This is a genomic window from Kovacikia sp. CALU 1929, assembly GCF_056784235.1.
The window spans coordinates 23,889-47,368 of record NZ_JBXBCF010000049.1 but is presented as its reverse complement, the minus strand read 5'-3'; the positions used below and the strand labels follow the sequence as shown (position 1 = coordinate 47,368).

Here is a 23,480-nt window from a genome sequence, read left to right as displayed (position 1 = left end):
ATCGTCGGGTGCAGCTTCTGCCCGGACTTGATCCAGGTGAGCGGCAACTCGGAGGCATCGGTGGGCTTACCCTCGCATAGATCGGGACGGGGATTGACGACAGTATGCCAGGGTTTGAGTGCTATGCGACTCCTACTTACTCTTCACTAAACGCTTCAATGTTGCTGAAATCTACGCCTTGATAGAGATCTTGAAATGCGATCTGAAATTCGATCGTGTCCAACTCTAATATTGATTCTTCCCCTGCATATTCAGTCAGTAACCACTTACCCTCTGAGGTTTTGGTGTGCTGCATGACGTAGAACTGCCTCTGGTCGATCAAAATGTATTCCCGCATCTCAGGGATGGAGCGATAGTACATAAACTTATCGCCTTGATCGTAATTTTGGGTAGAGGGTGAAAGGACTTCGACAATGATCTGAGGATTGGTAATCGTTGTGGTATTTGTGCCTGTGTAAATGGGTTGTCCTTGCACCACCATGATATCGGGATAGGTGTATTGTCGATAGCGCGGAACCCACAGCCGTACATCGCCGATATAAACTTTGTAAGTTTGCCCGCGCAGTGCGAATTTAAGATGAGCGTATAAATTGCCAGCAATTTCATTATGGTTGGTAGTGCCTCCGGTCATCGGGACGATTTCTCCGTCGCGGTATTCACTTTTATAGTCAGCAGCGGCTTCTAGCTCCAGATATTCTTCAGGAGTGTAGATTCGGGTTTGAGTTTGCCGAGTTTGAGTTTGCATAGGGATCACTTCCACTAAAATCCTAGTCCTTTCTGGGAGATCGATCTGGGTTTCCGACTCCGGTTCTAACACAGGCGTTGGCTCAGATCCTAGCCCTCGCACAGAGTCTTTTTGCCACGACTGCACTATATTCTCGGGCTGCGGATGCCCAACCGTTGTTTCTAAACCCATGTGACGCTGTTCGCTCCTCATCCAAAGTTCGCGCTCGCCATGATAAAGGGGCTTTCTAAAAGCAGTACACTGACTACATTTTAAGTTAAGGTTTATAGGTGGCTCAATCGCTTGACGAAGTTTTAGCAGCGACTCGATTCGACTATCTTAGAATTACACTCTTCCTGCCTCAGGCTTATGGGACTGCTGGACCACTTTCGCCCTCCACTCAGCACAAGACGGCATTGGCACAGTTTTCATAATGCCTGGTCAACCTATTTGTCTGAGACATTGAACGAAGTTCTTCCAGAAGGCTATTTTGCCGAACCCAGTGCCCAATTTGGGATTGAAATCGATGTTGCCACCTATCGTGAGAAAGGTTCCATTCCGGTGATGCAGCAATCAGAGATGAGCCAGTGGACTCCGCAAGCACCGACCGCCACGCTACCCTTTCAGCCAACAACCGACGTGGTTGAGGTTCAAGTTTTCAGCACGCAGGCAGGACCGACGCTAGTTGGAGCGATCGAACTCATTAGTCCTGCCAATAAAGATCGCCCTGCTTCCCGCGATGCGTTTACATCCAAGTGTCAAACCTACCTACAGCAAGGCATCGGGCTAGTCGTCGTGGATATTGTCACCACACTCAACGCCAACTTACACAACGAATTAATGGAACGATTGCGGTTAGAGACCGAAGCACTCGTCACGGATCTTTATGCCATCTCCTATCGAGTTGCCGAAATCGACCAGGCGTTTCATCTGGAACTCTGGCAAGAGACACTGACGCTTGGAATGAGTTTGCCGATTTTGCCGCTCTACCTCAAAGGAGGATTGTGTTTGCCCATCAATTTGGAGAACACCTATCAAGCAACCTGTGCTCGGCAGCGCATCCTTTAAGCTATTGCGGTCAATCGATATCCCCTGCTCTGAGATATCTTATGCAATTTTCAATCAAGTGAAGTACAGATCCATTTAAGGAGTCAAGGAGTCAAGGGATTACGCTGTACCTCAGCACATTGGAAAACGCTATATTTTCGTGCAGATCCCTAAGTAGAATTTAATTCAAGTTTGAGAGGTGCAAGTGCCTACAACTGAGACTAACCATGAAACTTTAGACATTCTGATCCCCCTGCGGGACTACCTTAAGCAAGAATACCAAGACCGCTTCGATCGCATCATCCTTTTTGGGTCACGGGCAAGAGGTGATGCAACCGCAGATTCTGACGTTGATGTGCTGATTATGCTGCACGATCCAGTCAATGCAAGTGTAGAACTCGAGCGAACCAGCCAGTTTATTGCTCAACTGTGTCTAGAACATAATCTACTCATTTCCCGGCTCTTTATGCCGCGATCTCGTTTTGAAACTGAAAATTCACCATTGCTGCGGAATATTCGCTCTGAGGGAATTGTTCTATGACTCCAGAACAACAAGCCCTGATTGACAAAGCCCAGCGTAGCCTGGAAGCCGCACAAAGCTTAATTGAGCAAGGATTCTATGACTTTGCGGTTTCCCGTGCCTATTATGCAATGTTCTATGTTGCAGAAGCGCTGCTTGACCAAGAAGGATTCTCTTTCTCCAGCCATGTTGCCGTCATCAGCAAATAATGATCCGTCATTTCAGATAAGGATTCGCCCAGTTGATACGCCAACGTTTTTTTGTCTGCACTATAGGCACTCATTTTGTGGGCTTCGTCCACAATAATCAGGTCCCAGTGCGATCGCAGCAAACTATCTTTCGCATCTTCAACCCGCGAGATCCACGACACAGAAGTGACCACTTGATTCTTTTCCTGCCAGGGATTCATCCCATAATTTGCCCGCAACACATCGCCTCGGACGACCTCAAAATCTTCGCGAAATTTGTCTTTCATCTCTCGCTGCCACTGAAAGGTCAAGTTGGCTGGAGCGACAATCAGCGTTCTTTGCGCCAGTCCTCGCACCTTTAGTTCTTTAAGTAACAGCCCCTCCGTAATGGTTTTGCCCGCCCCCGGATCATCCGCCAGCAGAAATCGAATTCATGGTTGTTTCAAGAAATAGTTATAAACAGCTTCAAGCTGGTGAGGCAATGGATCAACGCGGGCGATCGTCAGCGCAAAGAAGGGATCATATTCATAAGCCAACCCCAGTCTCAAGGCTTCAATTCCGAGGCGAAACCGTAAAGGATCGCCATCAAAAGGTTCTCGGTCTGGACTCGCCTCCAACTGCGCCAATTGCGCCACCGTCAAAATGGGTTCATAAACCTGATTTGTTTGTAAGCCTTTACCAGTCAAGCGAATAGAGTTTCCCATTGCACTTGCGACAATCACCTGTACTGGTTCTGGGAACATTGACCCACGCAGGATAACTCCAGGCTTAAGACCCTCTAGGCTCAGACTCCCTGGCTGAATGGAGCTTACAATTTCCTGAACATTCTCGTAGTCAGATCGAACCGATTCCGATGGGTGAGTTTGCTGATCCAGCCATCGATTAATCTGCTCTGCTAAAGTTGCTGTTAAAGAATCCTTGTCTACCATCTCAAACGGCTCTTCAGAAAGCCCATTCGGTAGCATACTTGAGAATAAAAGTGGCAGGTGACGCTCCGAAACCGACTCAACTCCGGTGCAATCTAAAATTGCCATTCCTTGCCCCAGTAAAGTCCCGATCGAACTGATCGAACTACTATCTTGCCGAAGTAAGTCTTTGAGTTTAAAGATCGGTTTCATCAGTGTTCTCGCTTTCTCACTATCACCTGTTTGCCTGTTAAAATCTCAAGCAAATTATAGACACTCTGTAGAATTCCCCGATCTGCTCCTTACTCTAATCCTTATTTATTACTAAAAGGTCAAGGACGAAGGATGGAATTGTTACTCATTATGACTTTAGAGGAACCCAAATCATGCGTCCCTTCCCGCCACTTCCTGATCGCTCACTACCACCTTCTAGCCATCCTTTACCGCAGTTGGTACAGGCAGAAGTGGGGGAACAAGCAACTCAGAGCCAAGTTCCCGTGAGAAGAGGAAAGCCTCGCCTGATTCCAACCGATCTTGCTGACATTCGCCGACCCATTGTGAATGAGTTTTTGCGGAGTAAGCAGTTGTCTACCAACACCCGCAGAAACTACGAACGGGAGTTACTGCGATTCTTAAGCTGGACTGAACTGTCGTTTCGTGAGTTAACAACCAATCACCTGAGTCATTACCGGGACTATTTGGTTGACTCCCCCTGGCGCAAACGCCAAACAGCAGATGGAGAAGAGACGACTCCACTAAAAGGCAGTAGCGTCAATGTGGCACTCTCAGCCCTGCGAACCTTTTTTGAGTGGTTAGAAATCACTCACGAGGATCTATTAACCAAAAATCCGATGCGGGGACTTGACCTGTTGAAGGTGACGGAGCTGGGTGCTCAAGCTTTGTCTGACAAAGAGTTGGCACGGGTATGGACTGCACTCACCTTTCTTGGAGAAACGCGAGTCAGGGATACGGCACTGATCCATGTCTTAAATCATGGGCTGAGATCGGATGAAGCCTTGTCACTCAACCTCGGTTCAATTCTGGAGCAGCACCAACTGTTTATCGCCAAGAGTAAAAACAACGAGCAGCGCCAAGTGCCACTCAGCCAGGATTGTAGAGCGGCGATCGCCCAATACTTGCAAGAGCGACAGCAACAGAGGGAACTTCTGACCCCAACCTCTCCGCTATTTCTTTCAATGCACCCAAACCCTGCTTGGAAAGGGCAACGGCTGAGCTATCACGGCGTGTATCTAGTTGTAGAGAAAATCGGAGTGTATGCCGAGATTCCCACGCTGCACCCGCACCGATTCCGCCATACCTATGCCACCAACCTTTTGAGGTCAGGAGTTGACCCAATCTATGCCAAAATTCTCACGGGGCACAAAGATGAGAGATCGTTTCGTCGCTATGTCAAAGCAGTAGAGCAAGAGGAGGCAATCAAGGCATACTATCGAGCAATTGGGGAAGACCCACAAACAGGCAAGCTTTTTGAGAGCACATCAGACTACTTTTCTTAACCAGGTTCATTAAAGCTTACGCGGAATTGTTAACGTCCACCGTTTTATTACACTTCACGATTTTGGCTAGGATTCCACGAAACTTAGCAGCTTCAGCAATTTTGGTGAACTTGATTTCCGTTTTGCAGGTTAAAGTTCCGCTTGTACCGAACCGGTTCAGTACAAAACTTTCACCGTTAGCAACTCCCCTTAAGATTAAGTCAGAGGCGGCTCAAACAGACCAGTCAGCTACATCCGTTGCCAATTAAGTACACTTGTCCCCAAGAAAAGCTAAACGGATTCGCAAAAAAATATCAAACTTAAGTGCTGCGAGAAAAGACAAATGAACTACTATATGGAGACAAATATTTGTTGCACTTAGAATCTTCCCTCAGCACAATCTGTACTGAACCGGTTCGGTACAAGAAGCTTAAGACAAAAACAAGGCGTTGCATGGAATGTGTCATTGAAAAGAATGCAACGTGAACATCAAATCAACCAGTCGGCAGAAATTGAGAACTTCAAATGCAAATCCGATTAACAATTGAGAGCAATACAGGTGGCTCTGGAAAAACCACTTTGGCAACTCACCTTGCCTATGTCCTTGGCAGCAAAGGCTTTCGAGTAGTTTTAATCGAGCTTGATCCCAATGGCTCGATCGCTCTATTCACAGGGTTACCAAAACTAAAAGCTGATCAGATCCAAGATTCGATAGCAGCTATTTTTGAAAAGCAGTTTAAGGGCAACTATCCGCTTATACCCGTATGGACAGAGCATACCAACTCTGTTCAGATAATCAGGGGTGGACCTCCGTTACATACCTCCATCAGAAGCTTACACCAGCATGATCGACCCTATGAGGTGTTAAAGCACCGACTGGAAGACTATCCTCTCGATGCAGATGTCATTATCATTGATACTCCTGCATCGATTGAACCAATGGGGTTGGTTGGTCTTGCTGCCTGCACTCATTTCTTAGCAGCAATCAAACCTGAGTTTAAAGACTCATGGGGAGCGTCGGATATGCTCGATTGGTTCTATGAGAAGGTAGATTCTCTTCGCCTGCGCCCCTACCCAGAGATTTTAGGATTTGTCCCATCACGGGTAGATCTCGATTTGGCAGTTCACCGTAACCTACTTGGACTGAACTCAGACGGTTCTACACATGAAAAAATCGATCCAGTGCATACAATTCCCTACCAGCTCAACCAGTTAGAAATCACCTGCTTTCCACCTATCAGGGAGTCCGGCTACTTCCTCAGCGCCAGTGGGGCAGGCATCCCTGTCCACATCTACCGCTCAGGGGACAGAATTACCAAGTCCTTCGACCCAATCGTAGAAAAAATTGTCGCAGTTTTGAAGAAGAAGTAATTTGAGGAGCGTAAAGTTATGCCTAAACATCAACCCGTCAGTCCCGCTTCAATGTTTGCTGACGCAGGTCAGAGCCAACAAGTATTTCGTTTCAAAAAGCAAGTTGAAGATTTAGAGGCAGAAATTGCCACGCTTAAAGCTGCCGGTTTTAGTTCGGAAGAAAAACTTGAACTTGAATCCAAGATTCAATCCTTGGTTCAAGAATTGGCTCAAAGCGAAGGAGTAAAACACATTCCTTTTGAGGAAATTACCCGTAACCCCCTTCAACCTCGAATTATCTTTACTCAAACTGAGCAGCAAGCCTTCACAAATGTCTTGAGAGAAGAAGGGCAGCTTGATCCAGTTCTACTCCTTGAATTAACCGATGGAATCCGACTGCAATTACAGCAGTATGCAGAACAAGGATTATTTGAACTTAACCAAGCCTTGTTTGATATCGATTGCCCCTACATTTTGTTCGATGGAGAGCGCCGTTGGCGATCTGGTCCATTTGCAGGACTGGAGAAGCTCAAGGCTGTCATCATGCCCCCCCAAGAATCTGTCAATCTCCTAGAAATTCAGTCCAGGGCAGCCTCAACCAGCATTCATCAGAAAAAGCTTCATGACCTGGAATTAGCCCAAGTTCTCATTTCTCAGGTGAACCACCGATATCCGCATTTAAAGGAAGCGCTCGATGAGGCACTGGATATTGAGCTACCTAGAGCACTTAATACTGCTCTAACTCGCTTAAAGCGAAACGGCAAACTAACTGAGCTAACCACTATCGTCACCGCAGAACGAAATACCCAACTTCAGTGGCTAGCAGATGCCTCGCTTGAGGATAGCGGACGAGCCGTTCTGGACATTATCTTGAGCTATCAACAGAGTCCCGCAAACGTTTCTCGCCACGTTTTTCCCTTACTGAAGCTACCTAAGGAACTCAAACAAGCTGTATGGGATTCGGGAGTGGAACCCAAAAAACTCCGAGTCCTCAGCCAACTGAACACCAAAACACTTGGACTACCTGAAGAAAAGGTCAGAAAAATCCGGATGGCTGCAATCCAAGAAGCTATTGCAAACAACTGGAGTGTCTCTGACATTACCAAACACGTTCAGGAGATTCTTGCACAACACAACCCCAATACCGAACAGGAAAAGCCTAAACTTCCTAAAGAGGTCAGCAATTTGGAGAAAACAGACTTCTCCAAATTAGCTCCTGACGAACTTCGACTTTGCCAACAACTTTTTAATCGCAAGATGAAAGAGATCCAGACACTTTTAAGCAAAGAATCGTAATATTGAAGACGAGTATGGCGGACAAGTCGAAGCCGATTTGGTAATGCAAGACTATCAGCAGACGATTAACACACTCGCACTGAATCAGATGCAGCAAGCACGGCAGCAGATGCATATACAATCCATTCTGTTTACCGAACTACACCGTTGGATGAACAAGTGGGGATTAGGTGCAGGATTTGAGAGAACTTGTACGTTCTCTTGTCGTTTTGTTCGCGCTCACTTAGCAAATCCCACTCCAAATCAACAAGCATTGCTCAATACGTTGCTAGCAGATAGTCTTCAAACAAAGGATATCAATAGCTCTCTGCGGCAACAAGTTGTAGCGATGCTATCTGGAATGTTTACACCAGGGGATTGGCAAGTAACGTTCATCCGATCCCCCACTACGCCACGAACAACACAAATCTCCGATAAAGCCTTCTATTAATTGCTCTGGAGTGGTTCCAGTTCGTTGCTGGATAAAGCGCAGCATATCCAGTTCTCTAAGTGTAAGACTAATCGAAAGAGTCTCAGTTAGATCTTGTTGCTCGTAGATTTCTGGACGAAAGATATATTAATTTTTCTAGATTATCAACCAAGCTAATGCGAATAGCCATAAAATTGCGCGATCGCTTCCGTGAGTTTATAAAACTCCGTCGATTGGACGGAATTTCAAACTTGATACCACAGCAATGAAATGGAGATTACTGAACATCCCTAATCAAAGCAATTCTGACTGCCCTTCAAACCACCGCTGTGCTTCAGTCATTAAAATTGGATCTCCCGACTCTAACCATCGCTGCATCTTCAATCGATAAGCTTCACGCCGCTGGATAGATTGTGGATTATTCCAGAACTCAGCATGATGCTTTTTGTCATCACTTTTAGTCATTTGATCCGCGATCGCTACAATGGAAGAGTCTGCATTTTGACAGACTTTAGTTTCGTCCACCTGGGTTTCGCCAGTAGCCGCAGAGTTGGCTATGAAGTTGTCTACTCCCCCAATTGGGGCGATACTGGTTGCCGATGTTGAAGGAGTAGCAGCATCGGCTTCAACTTGCTTTGAAGTATCAGGTTGATTTGTCCAAGTCTCTTGTTCCACCTCTGAATCTGTGGATAATCCCCCCAGACCCCCCTGTTGGGGAAAAGTATGAAAAAATTTCGACCCCGCGTCAATCAGAGGAACTAAACCCTTCATATAGGGAGAAGTGTGTATTTCCTTATCTGGTATGGATTTCTGGGATTGAGACTCTGAAGGTAAACCCAAACTCGATCTGGACGAATCTGACTTAGAATCAGGAGTACACACCAACTGCTCTGATTTTGTAGAATCCTGCTTGACTCTGTAGTGATCGGGGTGCCATAGCTCAAGGTGTTTGCGAAGGGTTTGCTTACTGCAATGAGCGATCGCAACAATGGCATTCTCCCTGGCAGTAATGGTCAACGGTAGACAACCATCTGTTTCCAACTGATCAACGGCTGCACGAATTCGGTTTTGAGCATCTTGAGATCTCTGCTGATTGAAAGACGCAATCTTGTTAACAATCCCATCCTGGTGAGTGTTGCCTCGACGTGTCCCTTCAGTTCCCAACGCCCAATAGTACTTTCCGGCTGCCCGTGCCCAGACTGTACAGCGCATCTCTATTTCATGCTGGTGGCGACAGAATTCGGTATAACCAGGACGGGACGTAGCAATCCGCTTCACATAATCGCTCAATTCCTCATCTTTGAGCCGCTCGAATACAACACCATAACAGGCAATTGTCTTAAGCAGGTGATTTGTCTGCCCATAATCCGTCCAGCCCTCTTCAATCTCCAGTTCCAGATCATTACGCCAGGATTCCACCACTGAGGAATTACGATGTGCAGGACGACTTTTGAAATTAGACTTCGCTTGGGCAATCGCCCGACACAACTCCTCGGCCATCTGTCCATGCGCACAATAATCCCACCGATCAAAAAACTGCGCTAGACCACCTGGAACAGGTTGCAGATCGTCATTGAGCAGAAGTGATCCGGAGGTGGGTTGCAAGGGTAAACGGTGTCCCTGGTACTCCGTAAACTCGCCCTGTCGAGCATAGGCTTTACAGTTGGGAAAAATTTCCAGCCAGCCTTGCTTCAAGACAAAGCCTTGCGCTTCTAAACATTGCTTTAGAGCCGCTGCTAGCCAAAAGGTAGGAACTTCCAACGGCAGCGGAATCCACAAGTGCAACCCACCACTCCAACTCGATTGGGTTAAAAAGGTACGGCAAATACCGATCGTCTCTAAACTTGCGCGAAGACGTTGCAACGCAGTCGAGTCTTGGCGAGGGTGGTAAATTCCTGCCACATCTAAATCAATCAGCGCATACGTCGTGGTGACTCCAAACCGCACTCCTACAATCTGAGCAGCATCTTGCCAGAGGTTCCAAAGCTTGCGGGGTCGGAGTGGATACTTTGTAAGTGTTTCCCAGGGCGAGTCAGGATCGTTTGCCTTGACAATTGCCTGCCATAGGTATGTAAATATCTGACACAAGCGTTTGCCCAACGGATCAGCCGGTAATGGCTCCGAAGGGCAATGCCGCGATCGCTCTTGCTGATTCATTGCTCTAAAACCCAATAACCTCTAGAGGCAGAGCCAATAAGCCCTACCTCGTTTGAACAGCAGCATTGGAATAGAGCAACTGCGGCAGCTTTTTAGAATTTTTCCATCTAAAAAGTTGCACATCTCGTCGAAATGCACATAAAATTGGCATATCAAAGTAGGGGTTCCTAACGATGCCTTCCCAAAGCTTTAGTTAGGTTCCCTGGCTCTATCCCAAACAAAAATGTGTATACAGGCTCAACCCTCAACTGCTTGAACAGTTAAGGGTTGAGCCTTTAAAGGCACTCCATTGCAGTCACCTCCATATCAGCAAAATCCTTTATCTACTTCACGAACTTTTTTAGCGATGACACTCAGTACCGAGTACTTTAATCTCAACTCGGTATGTACGAAGTGATGCCGTTGTTCTTAAACGACTCAGAGAGAAAGATCTCAAATAGAATTACGGCTCGTCTTATCACTCCGACTCGTTGAGAGGGCTGTTACTCTTGCGAAGATAGAGGTACGTAACTGAGTAACTATGTAATTAAACTAGCTACGGCTATAAGCTTGCCTGAGAAGGGTATTTAGCCTCTCACAAAGAACTACTAAGTTCACCACTTCAAGGAAGAATGAGCATCTCATTCATCTTACGTGATCTCATAGAAAGAGATCTTTTTTGATCGATACATCCAAAAAATCTTCTCAAAAAATCGTTGTAGAGTCACGTTAGTATGTACATAAAAGTCGTATGTAGCATCATTCTCTCAATAGGGAAGCTATCAACTGCACTCGCTTTATATCAAAATACAATCTTGAACCTGCAACAGCTTCGTACAACAATTGATAATCAGAAAACTGACCCTTATTATCAAAACCGCCAGTAATAGCGCAGAACAAAATTAAATCCCTGCTCTTGCAGAGATCGCCTCTCACTATCAAGATCAACAAAAGGGAGCGCATAATTAATGCGAACCAACAAACCACCATGCTGAAACTGTAATCCCAAACCTGTAGAGGCTAATGTTCTGGGATCAGGATTGAGGCTTTTTCCACTATTCCAGGTTGTTCCAATATCTACAAACGGCACAATATCAAGCCGTAAACGATTTGTGTTCAGCAATGGGATCTGCAATTCAACGGTTGAAAAGAATCCATTGTCGCTAATAATGGCATCTTGACGATAACCCCGCACAGTACTGGGACCTCCTAAACTGAACTGCTCCAACGGAACCAATGGTCGATCGGCTAGCTGTAAATCAGTCCGCACCAATAGCCGCGAGTCGCCTAAAACTCTCTGAAACCAAGCCATTTGCCCACGCCAGACGAAGAAGCGGCTATCAGGGCTTGCCTCATTAATCGTTGAACCTAATGCATCCAATCCAAAACTTAATTGGGAGCGGGCAATAAACACCGACTTCTCGCTGCGGCGGAGGTACTCCTGAAAAAACCGCAACGCTGTAATTCGTGTTTTACCTTCATTGTCTGCCCCCGCAGATAATGGGAATGGGATGTCCAGCAGTGTTGTTTCGCTTTCTAAGCGAGAAGCTGTTAAACCCAATGAAAACTCTTCCACAGAGGTCTCGTGTACTTGCTGGACCAGTGGTTGGCGCACACTGAGTTCGTAGATCCGGCTACTGCTTTGAATATCAAGTTGGTCAAACGGAGATTCTACAATTCGACTTTGCAGGTTACTGTAGCGAAATGAAACAGTTCCATTACGAGCACTCAAGGGAATCGTGAAGTCAGTGTCCACTCCATTACTGCCGTCTGTATTGCGGTAGTTAACACTGAATGAGTCTCCCTGTCCCAATAGATTTACAGCACTAATCTGTACTCCACGTTCCAGTGTGCCAACTGTAGGAGACCGTCCGTTATTAAGTTGCACCTGGGCATTCAACGGGGGAACTTGCTTAACCTGTACTGTCAACACGCTCAGATTAGCTTGAGACCCAGTCGATAAATTGGCAGAAACACTCTCAATCAACGGATCAATTTGCAGCAACCGCAGTGCTTCCTCCAACTGAAAGCGGTTTAGGACAGGTTCTGTTGCCTGCTTCAATCGAGACCGGACATACCGACTCAGTCGTCTGTCTCCCACAACGTCGATCGCCTCAACCTTGCCCTCAATTACCCGAATCGTGAACACTGCTGCATCTGGATCTAAAAACTGGTTCATCTCAACCGGAAGATACGCACCTGATGTTACGTATCCTGCTCGGACATAAAAGTCAGTAACCGCCGATCGCGCCTGTAGTAGTTCAGTAAATGTTAGTTTCCGGTTCGCATAGGGAGCAGTAACAACCTCCAACTGCTCTGCGGTAAAAACGGTGTTTCCTTCAAATCTAAACGCTTTAACAAAAACGGTTCCTTCACTGGGAGCCAGTTCCGGGACAGGAGAGGGAATTGCTGGAACCTCTGGATTCAATAAGTCTGGAGAAGAACTGGGCTGCGGAGTAGGAGTAGGCAGAGTAATTGGTCGCTCAGGAGGAACAACGGGTACAAGCTTTTGAGCAATTTCTACTGACTGAGCACTTGATCCATTCCATCCTATGGTTAATGAAGCCCCAACTACTATCCACAGCGCACACGATCGCATGAATCTTAAAAACCTGCTTTATCAGAAGCCTTTCTCTACGGATTGTTATCCCAGTATTAATATACAGTTTAAAGAAAAAATGATACCAACCGTTCCCTGATCTGAGAAGAACTAAAAATTCCAAAGTAAGACTAAGAAGCTTATGGGAAAGAACAAGCATTTTAACCTGTCCGTAGGAGGATGTTAAATCTGATTCCAACGATTGATCGTTTGAATTGGCAATCTACACTTTCAGCGCTGCCTCGCTGCCAAGTCTCGTTGCTCGTTCAACCTGATTTCTCATTCTCCCTCTGCCCTAGCATGTTTCAACAACTTCGGCGCAACCTCCGTCCCATGCGGCTTTACCTGTTTGCTCTACTAGGATGGATCTGCACTTTACTGCTCAGTGTTCTAATTTCACTATTCTCGTTATCCTCAACCACTGTCGCTCAACCCCCGCAGGCTGCTATTCAGCAGCAAGCACGGCAAGCAAATCAGGATGGGTTTGCGCTACTCCATCAGGGACGACCGAACGAGGCACTATCCACCTGGCAAACAGCCACACGACTGTACCGAAAAATTGGCAGCCAGGATGGGGTGATTGGTACTCAAATCAATCAGTCCTTGGCGATGCAAGCATTAGGGTTCTACCCACGTGCCTGTACCACTTTAATTGAATCCATTGAAGCCCCAGACTGGCTCTGCCTCCCTTTCCAACAAAACATTTCTACTTCCCTCGATTCATCAAAAGCGCTCACTGACCTGTTCTCTAAACATCCTCCAACTCGTGTCAGACTGATCGGATTACAAAACCTCGGTGATGTCCTCCGCTCATTAGGAAAACTTCCCGAATCTATAACGGTGTTAACCCATGCCCAACACGTTGCCAGCCAGCTTAACAATCCATCTGAACAGGCAAAGGTTCTGCTAGAACTCGCAAATACCCATCGGCTACTATTCAACCAATCCCGCGACAACTACTTACGCAGCGACGACCCCAATCTCAAAGAGGACAACATTAGTCAAATCAAACACCATGCGAACCAGGCAGTCACGTTGTACAAACAGGCGATCGCCCTATCTCCCCCTTCCGACAGCACGACGGCACTACAGGCAAAGCTGAATGCCTTGAGTTTGGTTGTAGAACTCAATTATTGGCTACAGCACGTTGTTCCCTGGAGGTCGATCCAGCTTAACGAATTGCTAAATACCCTACTACCGCAGGCTGTGGATTATGCTACCGACCTTCTGCAAAAGCCCACATCTTTCGATTCGTTACACACGATCAATGCTATCTATGCACGACTAAACCTGGTAGCAACTATGCTGAAGAGCCGTCAAGCTCTGCAATTCAATCAAGCCTTACTCAGTCACCATTTAACTCCGACTTGGCAGCAGTTACGCTCCCTCGTAGACCAGGCACTAACGCAAGCCCAGCAAATCAATAATCCGAGATCGCAATCCTATGCCCTTGGCACATTAGCTCGATTGCTTACCCAAACTCAAGCCTCTCCGATTGAAATCCAGGCTAATTACGAGCAAGCATTAGCCCTAGCACAATCTGTACAAGCCTGGGATATTGCTTACCAGTGGCAGCGGGAGTTGGGACAAATCTATCAAGATCAGGGCGATCACACCAAGGCTACGACAGCTTATCATGCAGCAATTAAAAGTTTGGATCAGGTTCGAGGGAACTTAACAACCATCAACCCAGATCTACAGTTTTCATTTAAGGAGAAAGTAGAACCTGCCTACCGACAATATATGCGGTTCTTGCTGTCACAATCTCAACCAAACCTATCAGAAGTTGTTCAAGTAAATGAGTCACGGCAGATTGCTGAACTAGAAAACTTTCTTCAGTGTGGCAAACTCGATTTAGTGCCGCTCAATCAGATTGTCACACCTAAAAATCAACCTGCAATTGTGCATGTGATTGATTTGGGTGACACCATCGGTGTCATTGTGCAATCGATCGATCATACTCTCCAGCACTATACTATCAACTCAAAATTACTCAAAGATACAGCCGAGAACTTGCTAGCTAACCTACAGTCTGAACAACTTCCCCAAACAGATCCCGCTGTGTTTCTGAAATACGCCAAAACCCTGTACCAAATAATTTTACAACCAGCTAGAGAACAAGGCATGCTTCCACCGACTGGCTCCCTGGTTTTTGTTCTTGATACCCTACTGCAAAATATTCCAATGGGACTGCTGTACGATGGGCAGTATTTTCTAGTGGAAACCTACAGCATCTCGGTAGCCCCTGGTTTTCAAATTCGGGAACCCCAATCACTCTCTCCCAATCAGTTAAAAGCCTTGATTGCCGGACTTAGTAAAGCCAGTCCTAGCTTTCAAGATCCACGCGCCCCAAAAGGACTCAGTCCACTCCCTGAAGTCGAAGTAGAAGTTAAAAGCATTCAGCAGCACCTTACCGACTCTGTTCAACTATTGAATGAAAACTTCACAGCAGAACGGTTTCAATCAGAAATTAGTAACACCGTTTTTCCAATCGTGCATGTAACAACCCACGGTCAGTTCTCATCTGATCCAAACCGGACTCTTTTGTTGTCCTGGGATCGGTTAATTGATGCTTTCCAACTTAATCAGCTATTGAAAGCACCGAAGCAGGGAGGACAATCAGGCATTGAATTATTAGTCCTCAGCGCATGTCAGACTGCCAAGGGCGATCGCCGCTCAACTTTGGGAATTGCAGGAATCGCTGCTCAATCTGGTGCCCGAAGTACGGTTGCTACCCTGTGGCTGGTTGATGCAGACAGTACAGCAGCCTTGATGGACGAGTTTTACCGGGGATTGCAAAATCGTCTACCCAAATCAGAAGCACTCCGGCAAGCCCAAATCAGTTTGATTCAAAGTCCGGCTTTCAACCACCCCTATTACTGGGCACCCTTTATACTGGTCGGTAGCTGGTTGTAGTATTACAAGCGAACAATATTCAACACCGTTTCCGTTGTACTCAGTGTTTTGCCATTGCGTCTGGCTATCACAACAATCCGGTAAGCATTGCCCATCTGTAAATCCGCTTCGTCCACAGGGTACAACAACGCTGTTTCTGATACACGTTTTTCCCATCGCACTCCATTTCCAACAATCCACACAACATAGTCTGTGGCATTAGGAACTGGATTCCAGGAAATAGTCGGACGTTGATCCATTAATGCTGTCGTCCCGGGCTGAATAATCCGAAACTCATTGTCTCCTGGACCCTTTGGGCGAAAACATCTGCTTGCTCCACAGGACTTTGTTGCAAACCCACGTGGACTACAGGTTCGCTCATCCACTTGAATCCGCCCCTGCAACGTTACAGTTTCACGGTTTGCAAAACACAAAAGTCTGATTGAACGATCAGGCAAATTCAACTGCTCATTTAGGCAGATAATTCGTCCGTTGGCAACACTCCCATTACCACTACCCACAATCCGACCAATGGGAATACAACGGCGGGCAGGGTCTGCTGTCCCAGAAATGGGCAGACCTGCAACCGCGAAGAATATTGCCAACACAGGCGCTAAACCACGCCAAGAAGTTGCACACGGACTCTGGCTACAACCCATGAAATTACTCACATTATTACAATTCTTACCTGTTACCAGGCACTCTACACGAATCATGGCGACTGTTCTATTACAGCTCAACAACCTTTGGGCTGATTGTTTTATCAATTGAAGCAGTATCGATTACCGAATTTGAACTCGCTGAAGAACGTGTGCCTTCCACTGCTGCACCTCCGGTTGTCCTACAGGAGCTGGCAGCATCAAACAAGTTGTCCAATCAGCCGATGCATCTTGATGCAGCTTTTCCTTCGCCTGCGCCATCAGACAGTAAGCATCTGCTCGTTCCGGGTCTTTATTCGATGCTTGCTGTAGCCAATTCAGTGAGCGCTGGAATGACCCCTGCTCAAGAGCTATCCAGCCAAGGTTCTTGTAAATCGCACCTAGTGTTTGCGGGTCCTTTGTCGCCTTTGTTTCTTGCTGTAACATTGTTTCTGCTACTTGAAAATACCCCTGGAGAATTTGTAAGCGGGCGAGATTGTTGATTGCATCGCTTCGCAGCGGCATTGTAGAACTAGCTGCTACCCGGTAATGATCCTCCGCCAGCCGATACTCCCCTTCTTGCTCATAAACATTTGCCAAATTGTAATGGGCTGGAGCATGGTTAGCATCCACCGCGATCGCCTTTTGGAAATAACGAACCGCGCATTGGTCATCCCTCGTCTGCAAGCACGATATACCAAGGCTGCTATAAATATCTGGATTGTGTGGCTCAAACCAAAGCGCCCGTTCATACTGAGCTTTTGCCCCCTTCCAGTCTTCGGTTGCCTGCAATCGGTTCCCCTCAACTAGAAAATGATTTCCCGCGATCGCCGTTGCTCCTCGAACAGCACCAACCACCATAACTCCACCAAGCAATGCTGCGGCTACTTGAAACGGCTTGGAACGCAGTATCGCCCTTCGCTGCAAACGCTTGGGAAGCTGGTTCAGATATTGAACAATTTGATCTGGTTGGCAGGGACGCTCAACCGGATTCGGTGCCATCAACTGATCGATGAAATTCAACAGCAGTGGATCAACCTGGGAAGCCTCCTTTCGCCAAATTAGCATTCCCGTCTGTGAGTTTCTGGGCAAATCAATCGGGTGCTTCCCAGTCAACAGGTGACAAAATGTACGTCCAATCGAAAAGAAGTCAGAGGCTGGAACTGCCTTCCCATCGTTTTGCTCAGGAGAGGAATAACCAGGAGTTCCTGGAGTCAACGCATCTGCTTTACTAATCAGCCCCACTCCAACCCCTCCTAGCCGCGCCAAATACTGGGGATCAAGCCGACAAACGGTGTCAAAATCCACCAAAGCAAGCCGCCCATTGGGTTGCACAATCAAATTGTCAGGCTTAATATCACGGTGCAAAAAACCAAGTTGGTGAAATCGACCGACCAGTTCGACCAATTGAACCAACCACTCGATCGCCCGACTCTGAGAAATCCGACCCTGACGCGATAGCCATTGGTCTAAGTTCTCTCCTTCAATTTTCTCCATCACCAGGCAATGGGATTCTGGCATCTCAGGGAGAACACGCCAGGGGAAAAAACTATCGGACTCAAGTCGTGGAATGCCGGGTACTGCTCCTAGCGAGTGAATCCGGCGCAGTGCCAATGTCATCACCATTAATGGTTCAACAACTTCCGGCTCATTCGAGTTCAACACCCTCAATACCTTGCGAGTCCTGGTGGACTGATCTTCGACCTCAAAGATTTGCGAGAGGTAAGACTGGGTCAACGGGCGCAGCGATCGAATAGCTCGATAGCGATCGCGAACAAGCAGTGATGCACCACAACGCTGACAATGATCTACACTATCTGGATTCTTTTCCAGACAACGGAAGTTGATACAGAGCGACGACACATTGGATACCCCCCTACTCAAGCAGATTTCATTAATATTGGTTGTTTGACGAGTCCACGCGGATCTTTCAAAAGATACTTCTGCAACAAGGTCCACAAACTAAGCAGTTGCTCATGAGTTGTTGAATCTAGGCTTGTCTCTATCAGCGCAGATTGGATCAGTCGTTCAACTGAAGCTGACGAAATTCCTTCCTGCTCTAATAGCTCTGAAATGGGAACCGCAGACTGCCGCTCTGTGAGCAAGGTTGCCAGAGCAAGCAGGGTCTGCCGATCTTCAGTTGATAAATAAAGGGAATCACCAAACAGATGGTCAAACCAATACTGCACAATACCTAATTGCATAGTTGCCCGACTCAGACTATTTAGGCTTCCTCCCAACCGTATTTTGATCCAATTTGCAATCTGACGCAGTAAGAGCGGATGCCGTCCAAGGGACTGAATAAGTGCATCCCATAAAGGTTCATCTAATAGTCCTGCCTCTTCAAAGATTTCCCTTGCATCTGCCACAGTTAGCCCTTCCAAGGAATACGAAATCAGAGGAAGCCCACGCAAAGCAAATGTTTCAATATCAGGAATTGGTTCTTGAGATGTGAGTAACACACAACTCTGGGTTTCTTCAATCACCCGTCGAAACAAACTTAGATAGCCCTCGGATAATTGCTTAAACCCCATTGAACCATTCGACAGCAACGCATCTGCCGTATCAAAGACTAGCAAACACCGGCGCGTTTTCAAAATGGCGATCAGGTCAGATAGTTGGGCATCCAACCTCTGTGCTTGAGACACAGAATGTCCAAGCAACTGAAGAACATCACAGACTAACTGCAACGGATCAGGAGCGTAGTGGACAGGTTTCCACAAAATTTGCTGAAATGGTAACTGCGGCTCAGAGTCGATCAATTTCGCTACCAGCGATCGCTTGCCAATGCCGGTCACTCCTACTAAGACGACACACCGATGGGTCACAACCAACTGGCGTAACTCATCAAGCTCTCGCTGACGACCGTAAAATTTTGATATCTCTGGAATCTGGGCACCTACAAGCCGAGAAAGCTCCATGCCTTGCTCTCGGTTGTAAACAGCCGTAATCACTGTACGGAAAGACTTTTTCCCGACAGGCTGCCCTAACAGTTTGCTCAATAATGTCCATAGTCCAGGAGCGATCGCGCGTTGAATCGTATTGATCTTGTAGCCAATTTTAGTCTTCTTGACCACTTCCTCATAGGTCTCGTCTTCCCACGCAGCAGTCAAAATCAGTCGTTCAGGCGCATTCAAGCGACGGTTGTACTGATTCAGCAACAACTGATCGACGTAGGTAAGCATATCGTCTACGGTCTGCATAAGATGCCCAGGAAGAAAATTTTGCCGTAAAAAGGTAAGTACTTAAACTAAAAAAAGTAAGTATTTTGACTAAAAAAAGTATATTACTCCTTTCTAGAAAACAACGCACTGTCAAACACCTCTTTATTGAAATATTCAATGTAGCCAAAGAAGTCTTTTTCAGAGAAGATCGTCTCCCTGATAACAAATTTACTTGCTTATTAAATCTAACTAAAGTTGGATTATAAAAAGTAAGTCTGCTTGCATACTTTTTGAAATATCTATAGTTCATCACGAAGCAGTCATTTAGCCCTGTCTAAACCTCGTTCGCCCCTATGCTAACCAACTCTGCACCACCATCTACTTCCATTCACCCGCATCACCCAAACCCCATCCTTCCCACCCAATCATCCTTAAATCTCGAAGGTATCCTACGGCAGAGTTGTGAAATATTTCGTTCTATCTGTGAGTTTGCCCCAATCGGGATTGCGCTCGCTTGTGTCAAAACCCACCGAATTATCCGCACCAATCCCGTCTACCACCAAATCCTGGGATATTCCCCTGACGAGATTGAGAACTTTACCTTTCTCAATCTCACCCACCCCGATGATACTGAAGCAGAGCTACAGAAATTTGGACAGCTATTAGACAACGAGATTTCCCGATTTCAAATTGAGAAGCGCTTCAAAGCGAAAAATGGAAACTGGATTTGGGTCAATATGACCGCAGCCTTAATTCGTGATGATGCCGGAGTGCCGCTCTACAGCCTGGCAATGATTGAGGACATTTCTGATCGGAAACAGGCTCTCGAAGCCCTGCAACGGAGTGAGGCGAAGAACAGAGCAATCCTAGAAGCTCTGCCTGACATGATCTTCCATTACGACTACAACGGAATATACCTTGATTACGTTCCTGCCAAACATCTCCAGCCCTACACCTCTCCAAATCAGTTTCTAGGGAAATCGATTCGAGAAGTTCTCCCCCAACCTGTTGCTGAAACTTTACAAACTGCCATATCCCAGGCAATCCTCACGAACCAAACGCAAATCTGCGAGTACGACCTTATCCTGCATGGAATACGCAACTACTACGAGACGCGAGTAGTTGCCTGCAATAGCACCGAAACCCTTGCGATCGTCCGTGATATTACCAATTACAGAAACGCCCAGGCTGCCTTACGCTCCTCCCAATCACAAATAGAAAACCACGATCAGCAACTCCAATCTCTGACTCGGCAGCTTCACCAGACTCGAACACAGCTTCAGCAAACCAAACCTCTGGTTCAACTGGGAACCCTGATTACTGGAGTTGCCAAAGAATTTCAGGAGATATTATTTCAGCTTAGGACTCAAATTGGAGTCATCGACGAAGACTTTCATAAAATCCTGTCACTGCTCTGTCTCTACGAGCAGTACTACCCTCGAACAGTTGAAGAAATTGAGTACGAGCGTTCTCTTGTCGATCCACAGACGCTCATCACCGAGATCCCTCACCTTGTTCGCCGCACCCACAATCGACTTGAACAAGCCAATGATTTTGCGCTATTCCTCCAGACCCTAGCCCGCGTTCCCATTTCAGCGCCGAGAAGGATTGACATCCAGCGCTGCCTCAATCACTTAATCCATCGCTTCCGCTCTAGATTCCAAGCCTATCAAGTCAGCGAAGTCGTTCTACAGCATGGTGGACCGCAACATATTCAGTGCCATCCCGAACAACTATATCAGGCTCTCCTTCAACTTTTTCATTACACCATTGAGCGGCTAGCGTTCAATCTCCAAAGACACCCTTGCCTTCTAATTCAAACCCGACCCCTACCAAATGATCAGATCCAAATCACCCTTCAATCCCACCCATCTAGCACCCATTCTCCCGGTTCTGCGACAACTGTTTCCTCTCAGCCAATAGACCAATTAGACACCTCAACCGGACTTCTGCTCAGTCGATACATCATCGAGTCTATCCATTGCGGAAAAATCGACTGTAATAGCCCTCTACAGCCTGCCGTTCGGCTGAAGGTGCAACTACCCGTCACTCTTGTTGACCTGCCCTCTTTTGCTACACCACTAGAATGAAATTTAGTTGAGCTTTAATATCCTGCCTGTTATTTGAGTATCATGAAATCAATTTATGATTGCAGAAGTATTCACAGGCGGGTAAAGAAATGTTGTGGCGGTGGAAACTGGACACGCTAATGGAAGAGCGTGGCATTGATAGTCCCAGAGTACTGTTGTCCAGAATACGGGCAAAATATCCGCAGGTCGTTGGCAATTTTGGAGAGTCTACTGCTCGACTTATGCTGGCGAGTAATCTCGATCGCATCCATCAAACTGGACTTGTCGTCGTCTGTCAGTTTTTTCATCTGAAATCGCTCTCCCAACTAGTTGACTTTGCAGATGCGCCTGACCCTGGGACTAAACGCTGGAGCCGCGCCCCAAAGCTTGAACTTGTGTTTAAAGTTCAACAAAAACTGAACGAGAAAGACATTCCTCAGATGCAAGTTGCCGAAGAAGGGCAGATGCGAGCCAAGGCACTTGAGAGCCAAAACAGTAGAACCAATCAATCTGATGTGATTCAGTCCAAGATCTCTCTTAAAACTATCAACAGCATTTGCCGGGGTAGAGTTGAAAACATTTCATTTAGCTCCCTGGGCGCGATCGCGGATGCAATTCGCGCAATCACATTTGATTATGAAGAGTTCACCTGTGAACCCGTAACTATTACCGAGCTTCTGGATATTCAACCCATTAAAGAGTCTAAAGCGAGTGAACTCCGCCCTCCAACCACTTCGACTCGAATCCCAACAGTTACCCCAGGTAGCTCTAGCGATTCTGGGCATCGAGCCACCCATACCAAACAAATTCAAGCATACTAAGAGCGGAGCTATACGTGGCTAGGTAAGTAGGTCGTTAGGCAAGTAGGTAAGATGGATGAGCGGCACCTGAAGTTAGGCTATGAGGAGTTCTTGCGGGAGCTAAAGGAGCGCATTCGTAATGCTCAGGTGCGAGCAGCGCTGGCAGTTAACCGGGAACTGGTGCTTCTTTACTGGCAGATTGGCAACGAGATTCTGTTCCGACAGCAGCAGCAAGGATGGGGATCGAAAGTCATTAATCGATTAGCTAATGATCTTCGCAAAGCGTTTCCCGATATCAAAGGGTTCTCTGCTCGCAACCTCAACTACATGCGGGCGTTTGCAGAAGCTTACTCGGACGAGGCAATTGTGCAACAGGTTGTTGCACTAATTCCTTGGGGGCACAATGTACGGATTTTAGACGCGGTGAAGACCTCGGAGGAGCGAATGTGGTACATCCAGCAAACAATCCAGTACGGCTGGAGCCGCAATATCTTGATCCACCAGATGGATAGCCAACTTTACCGTCGCCAGGGCAGTGCGATCACTAATTTTAGTCGCGTACTCCCCGATCCTCAATCCGAATTGGCACAGCAGGTCATTAAAAATCCCTATTCATTTGATTTTCTCAGTTTGGGCAAAGAGGCGTTAGAGCGAGAGTTGGAAAGTGCTCTGATTCAGCATATTCGAGAGTTTTTGTTGGAGTTGGGGGTTGGTTTTTCCTTTGTCGGCAGCCAGTACCCGCTCGTGGTGGATGGGAAGGAATACAGAATCGACCTGTTGTTTTACCATTTTCGGTTGCACTGCTTTGTGGTGATCGACCTGAAGGTGGTGGAGTTTGAGCCGGAGTTTTCTGGCAAGATGAACTTTTACGTTTCAGCCGTGGATGACTTGCTGCGGAGTGCTGACGATAAACCGACGATCGGTATTATCCTCTGTCGCACAAAGAGCAAGACGGTTGCCGAGTACGCTCTGCGGGATGTTCACAAACCGATTGGAATTTCTACCTATCACATGGGCACCCCTCTGCCAGAGGAGCTTCAAAGAAACCTACCAACGATCTCAGATCTGGAGGAAGAAATTGAGGCGATCGCTGCCGAAGTGGAACAGACCCTGGCATCTCAGGAAGTGGAACAGCTTTCCCTGTTTGCTGATCCTACAATATTGAGAGAGGAATGAAGCGATAAGCTATGTACCAAAGATAAAGGGCACTGAGCTTTTTTATAGATTGCTGTAAGATAGCGAAC

The 23,480-nt window shown here is 46.8% G+C and carries 19 protein-coding genes; 11 read left to right on the top strand and 8 right to left on the bottom strand.

The window, feature by feature from the left end:
• Positions 1-136: 136 nt before the first annotated feature.
• Complete coding sequence (locus AC1S52_RS03940; protein ID WP_482027733.1) at positions 137-745, bottom strand: Uma2 family endonuclease; 609 nt, start codon at positions 743-745, stop codon at positions 137-139.
• Positions 746-1,093: 348 nt separating this feature from the next.
• Between AC1S52_RS03940 and AC1S52_RS03935 the strand changes: the two genes are divergently transcribed.
• The 3 genes from AC1S52_RS03935 (at position 1,094) to AC1S52_RS03925 (ending at position 2,500) form a co-directional block, all read left to right on the top strand.
• Complete coding sequence (locus tag AC1S52_RS03935) at positions 1,094-1,792, top strand: DUF4058 family protein (protein ID WP_482027732.1); 699 nt, start codon at positions 1,094-1,096, stop codon at positions 1,790-1,792.
• A gap of 184 nt (positions 1,793-1,976) precedes the next feature.
• Positions 1,977-2,312, top strand: a complete 336-nt coding sequence (locus tag AC1S52_RS03930) for a nucleotidyltransferase domain-containing protein (RefSeq protein ID WP_482027731.1) — start codon at positions 1,977-1,979, stop codon at positions 2,310-2,312.
• Positions 2,309-2,500: a HEPN domain-containing protein gene (locus tag AC1S52_RS03925; protein WP_482027730.1), complete on the top strand. Its 192-nt coding sequence runs from the start codon at positions 2,309-2,311 to the stop codon at positions 2,498-2,500. Before AC1S52_RS03930 ends, AC1S52_RS03925 begins: the two co-directional genes overlap by 4 nt.
• Here the strand turns inward: AC1S52_RS03925 and AC1S52_RS03920 are convergent.
• Together AC1S52_RS03920 and AC1S52_RS03915 are read right to left on the bottom strand one after the other, a co-directional pair.
• Positions 2,428-2,898 (bottom strand): SNF2-related protein, encoded by a 471-nt coding sequence (locus tag AC1S52_RS03920; RefSeq protein WP_482027937.1) that lies wholly within the window; start codon positions 2,896-2,898, stop codon positions 2,428-2,430. The genes AC1S52_RS03925 and AC1S52_RS03920 overlap by 73 nt on opposite strands.
• 12 nt (positions 2,899-2,910) lie before the next feature.
• Complete coding sequence (locus AC1S52_RS03915) at positions 2,911-3,597, bottom strand: hypothetical protein (RefSeq protein WP_482027729.1); 687 nt, start codon at positions 3,595-3,597, stop codon at positions 2,911-2,913.
• A 173-nt stretch (positions 3,598-3,770) separates the two neighbouring features.
• Between AC1S52_RS03915 and AC1S52_RS03910 the strand changes: the two genes are divergently transcribed.
• The 4 genes from AC1S52_RS03910 (at position 3,771) to AC1S52_RS03895 (ending at position 7,956) form a co-directional block, all read left to right on the top strand.
• Entirely contained in the window at positions 3,771-4,901 is a 1,131-nt protein-coding gene (locus tag AC1S52_RS03910; protein ID WP_482027728.1) for a tyrosine-type recombinase/integrase, read from the top strand.
• Positions 4,902-5,405: 504 nt separating this feature from the next.
• Complete coding sequence (locus AC1S52_RS03905; RefSeq protein WP_482027727.1) at positions 5,406-6,251, top strand: ParA family protein; 846 nt, start codon at positions 5,406-5,408, stop codon at positions 6,249-6,251.
• A gap of 18 nt (positions 6,252-6,269) precedes the next feature.
• Positions 6,270-7,526, top strand: a complete 1,257-nt coding sequence (locus tag AC1S52_RS03900; RefSeq protein WP_482027726.1) for a ParB/RepB/Spo0J family partition protein — start codon at positions 6,270-6,272, stop codon at positions 7,524-7,526.
• Between the two features lie 43 nt (positions 7,527-7,569).
• The gene (locus AC1S52_RS03895) at positions 7,570-7,956 is read left to right on the top strand and encodes a hypothetical protein (protein WP_482027725.1); all 387 of its coding nucleotides are present in this window, start codon (positions 7,570-7,572) and stop codon (positions 7,954-7,956) included.
• Positions 7,957-8,229: 273 nt separating this feature from the next.
• Here AC1S52_RS03895 and AC1S52_RS03890 read toward each other — a convergent pair whose 3' ends face one another.
• Positions 8,230-10,092 (bottom strand): hypothetical protein, encoded by a 1,863-nt coding sequence (locus AC1S52_RS03890; protein WP_482027724.1) that lies wholly within the window; start codon positions 10,090-10,092, stop codon positions 8,230-8,232.
• 850 nt (positions 10,093-10,942) lie between these two features.
• Positions 10,943-12,670, bottom strand: coding sequence for a ShlB/FhaC/HecB family hemolysin secretion/activation protein (locus AC1S52_RS03885; RefSeq protein ID WP_482027723.1), 1,728 nt, complete (start codon positions 12,668-12,670; stop codon positions 10,943-10,945).
• 300 nt (positions 12,671-12,970) lie between these two features.
• Between AC1S52_RS03885 and AC1S52_RS03880 the strand changes: the two genes are divergently transcribed.
• The gene (locus AC1S52_RS03880) at positions 12,971-15,586 is read left to right on the top strand and encodes a CHAT domain-containing protein (RefSeq protein ID WP_482027722.1); all 2,616 of its coding nucleotides are present in this window, start codon (positions 12,971-12,973) and stop codon (positions 15,584-15,586) included.
• A gap of 2 nt (positions 15,587-15,588) precedes the next feature.
• Here the strand turns inward: AC1S52_RS03880 and AC1S52_RS03875 are convergent, their stop codons facing one another.
• The 3 genes from AC1S52_RS03875 to AC1S52_RS03865 all read right to left on the bottom strand — a co-directional run bounded on the left by AC1S52_RS03875 (position 15,589) and on the right by AC1S52_RS03865 (position 19,406).
• A complete protein-coding gene (locus AC1S52_RS03875; RefSeq protein ID WP_482027721.1) occupies positions 15,589-16,224 on the bottom strand; it encodes a hypothetical protein in 636 nt (211 codons plus the stop codon).
• Positions 16,225-16,347: 123 nt separating this feature from the next.
• On the bottom strand, positions 16,348-18,066 hold the full coding sequence (locus AC1S52_RS03870; RefSeq protein ID WP_482027720.1) for a protein kinase domain-containing protein: 1,719 nt from the start codon (positions 18,064-18,066) through the stop codon (positions 16,348-16,350).
• A gap of 17 nt (positions 18,067-18,083) precedes the next feature.
• On the bottom strand, positions 18,084-19,406 hold the full coding sequence (locus AC1S52_RS03865; RefSeq protein WP_482027719.1) for a helix-turn-helix domain-containing protein: 1,323 nt from the start codon (positions 19,404-19,406) through the stop codon (positions 18,084-18,086).
• Between the two features lie 314 nt (positions 19,407-19,720).
• Here AC1S52_RS03865 and AC1S52_RS03860 point away from each other — a divergent pair, with 314 nt between their 5' ends.
• The 3 genes from AC1S52_RS03860 (at position 19,721) to AC1S52_RS03850 (ending at position 23,412) form a co-directional block, all read left to right on the top strand.
• Entirely contained in the window at positions 19,721-21,457 is a 1,737-nt protein-coding gene (locus tag AC1S52_RS03860; protein WP_482027718.1) for a PAS domain S-box protein, read from the top strand.
• A gap of 89 nt (positions 21,458-21,546) precedes the next feature.
• A complete protein-coding gene (locus AC1S52_RS03855) occupies positions 21,547-22,257 on the top strand; it encodes a hypothetical protein (RefSeq protein WP_482027717.1) in 711 nt (236 codons plus the stop codon).
• A gap of 51 nt (positions 22,258-22,308) precedes the next feature.
• On the top strand, positions 22,309-23,412 hold the full coding sequence (locus AC1S52_RS03850) for a PDDEXK nuclease domain-containing protein (protein ID WP_482027716.1): 1,104 nt from the start codon (positions 22,309-22,311) through the stop codon (positions 23,410-23,412).
• Positions 23,413-23,480 lie beyond the last annotated feature (68 nt).

Coding starts and splice junctions, on each gene's coding strand:
- AC1S52_RS03890 (WP_482027724.1), bottom strand. CDS start 10,092: ATGAATCAGCAAGAGCGATCGCGGCATTGCCCTTCGGAGCCATTACCG.
- AC1S52_RS03900 (WP_482027726.1), top strand. CDS start 6,270: ATGCCTAAACATCAACCCGTCAGTCCCGCTTCAATGTTTGCTGACGCA.
- AC1S52_RS03915 (WP_482027729.1), bottom strand. CDS start 3,597: ATGAAACCGATCTTTAAACTCAAAGACTTACTTCGGCAAGATAGTAGT.
- AC1S52_RS03905 (WP_482027727.1), top strand. CDS start 5,406: ATGCAAATCCGATTAACAATTGAGAGCAATACAGGTGGCTCTGGAAAA.
- AC1S52_RS03865 (WP_482027719.1), bottom strand. CDS start 19,406: ATGCAGACCGTAGACGATATGCTTACCTACGTCGATCAGTTGTTGCTG.
- AC1S52_RS03850 (WP_482027716.1), top strand. CDS start 22,309: ATGGATGAGCGGCACCTGAAGTTAGGCTATGAGGAGTTCTTGCGGGAG.
- AC1S52_RS03935 (WP_482027732.1), top strand. CDS start 1,094: ATGGGACTGCTGGACCACTTTCGCCCTCCACTCAGCACAAGACGGCAT.
- AC1S52_RS03940 (WP_482027733.1), bottom strand. CDS start 745: ATGCAAACTCAAACTCGGCAAACTCAAACCCGAATCTACACTCCTGAA.
- AC1S52_RS03885 (WP_482027723.1), bottom strand. CDS start 12,670: ATGCGATCGTGTGCGCTGTGGATAGTAGTTGGGGCTTCATTAACCATA.
- AC1S52_RS03860 (WP_482027718.1), top strand. CDS start 19,721: ATGCTAACCAACTCTGCACCACCATCTACTTCCATTCACCCGCATCAC.
- AC1S52_RS03895 (WP_482027725.1), top strand. CDS start 7,570: ATGCAAGACTATCAGCAGACGATTAACACACTCGCACTGAATCAGATG.
- AC1S52_RS03875 (WP_482027721.1), bottom strand. CDS start 16,224: ATGGGTTGTAGCCAGAGTCCGTGTGCAACTTCTTGGCGTGGTTTAGCG.
- AC1S52_RS03855 (WP_482027717.1), top strand. CDS start 21,547: ATGTTGTGGCGGTGGAAACTGGACACGCTAATGGAAGAGCGTGGCATT.
- AC1S52_RS03910 (WP_482027728.1), top strand. CDS start 3,771: ATGCGTCCCTTCCCGCCACTTCCTGATCGCTCACTACCACCTTCTAGC.
- AC1S52_RS03880 (WP_482027722.1), top strand. CDS start 12,971: ATGTTTCAACAACTTCGGCGCAACCTCCGTCCCATGCGGCTTTACCTG.
- AC1S52_RS03925 (WP_482027730.1), top strand. CDS start 2,309: ATGACTCCAGAACAACAAGCCCTGATTGACAAAGCCCAGCGTAGCCTG.